The sequence below is a fragment of the Burkholderia sp. BCC1640 genome, from assembly GCF_902833125.1.
GTDB lineage: Bacteria > Pseudomonadota > Gammaproteobacteria > Burkholderiales > Burkholderiaceae > Burkholderia > Burkholderia diffusa.
Window position 1 is genome coordinate 1 of the sequence record NZ_CADFEF010000087.1, and the last position, 1,408, is coordinate 1,408.

General features: G+C 58.2%; 1 protein-coding gene. It reads right to left on the reverse strand.

Features of this window, described 5'->3' with window-relative positions:
- Positions 1–296 precede the first annotated feature (296 nt).
- Entirely contained in the window at positions 297–1,322 is a 1,026-nt protein-coding gene (locus HWX25_RS32555; RefSeq protein WP_175912693.1) for an IS110 family transposase, read from the reverse strand.
- Positions 1,323–1,408: the final 86 nt, after the last annotated feature.

Here is a 1,408-nt window from a genome sequence, read left to right on the forward strand (position 1 = left end):
TGGGGTAATCGTCCTTTTCGTGCATGTATGGACCCGACGCCTTTTGCAAGCCTCTTGTTCGTGATGTCGAAACGGTCTGCATGCATGTATCCGGCTTGCCTGATGGGCCATTGCCGAAGCATGCCCGCAGCCTCGATGAGATCCGCGCACCCTGGCCTTAGCAAAATCGCGGCGCACCTGCAGTGGTCGCCGGCACGAAAAACAGGCTTCAGGATGCTGGTTCAACCAATTTCGTCATCGCTTTGAGAAGCTTCGCAAACCTGCGTGGGTATTCCCTCCCTGCAAGCGGTTTGGGCTTATGCCGCCGCGTTACGAGCCGTATAGATTGTGTCGCTGCTGAGCAGCACCTGGATGACGCGCGCATTCTTGTTGGCCAATGCGACAGCCGCGCAGTTGTGACCGCGGCGCGCGATCAATTGTTGCAGCCAGCGGCTTTGTGGATCAGTTTTCGCTACGGCATACCGCAACACCGCCCGTGCACCGTGAATGAGCAAGGTCCGCAAGTATGTGTCACCGCGCCGACTGATACCGTGTAGTCGAGACTTACCTCCCGAAGAGTACTGACGTGGCACCAGCCCGAGCCAGGCGGCCAGATGCCGGCCGTTTCTGAATTGCTTGGCGTCGCCGACAGCGGCTACTACAGCGGTGGCGGTGATCGGGCCAATGCCGGGGACTTGTGCGATCTTCTTGCACAACGTGGACTGCTTCATGAAGGACTGAATCGATGTTTCGATCAAGTGAATGCGCTCTTCAATCGCATGTAGATGCTGCAGCAGTTCGGTCAACAGCGTTTGGCAAAACGACGTCAGCTCGTCGGCGCTCTTGCTTAGCAGTTCAGGAATCGCGCGCTTGAACGCCTCAGGTGAGCGTGAGATCGTCAGTCCTCGTTCGCCGAGCAGGCCGCGCATCTGGTTGATCATCGCAGTACGGTGACGCAGCAGGATTGCGCGCATACGATGCGCAGCCTGAATGTCTTGTTGCTCAATCGATTTGACAGTAACGAATCGCATCGCGGGCCGGCTCGCGGCCTCGACGATCGCTTCGGCGTCGTTGCGGTCGTTCTTGTTCGTCTTGACGAATGGAGTGACATATTGCGGGCTGATTAGCCGGACCTCAATGCCAAGCGACTGAAACCGCCGTGCCCAATGGTGTGCGGTACTGCACGCTTCCATGACGACCATCCCCGGCTGCAAAGCTCGCACCGTCTCGAGTAGCGAGCCGCGCGAGACCTTTGCTCGATGTACCGGCTGGCCGTGCCGGTCGGCACCATGAAGCTGGAAGACCTGTTTCGCGAGATCGATGCCGAGGATGTCGATTTCCATGATGAACCTCCACGTATCAGGTTGAGGCCGATAGTGTCCCCCGAAGGGAGGCGTCGGGTCCATCTCAGTAAAATCTGGCGGTTTCG

Coding starts and splice junctions, on each gene's coding strand:
- HWX25_RS32555 (WP_175912693.1), bottom strand. CDS start 1,322: ATGGAAATCGACATCCTCGGCATCGATCTCGCGAAACAGGTCTTCCAG.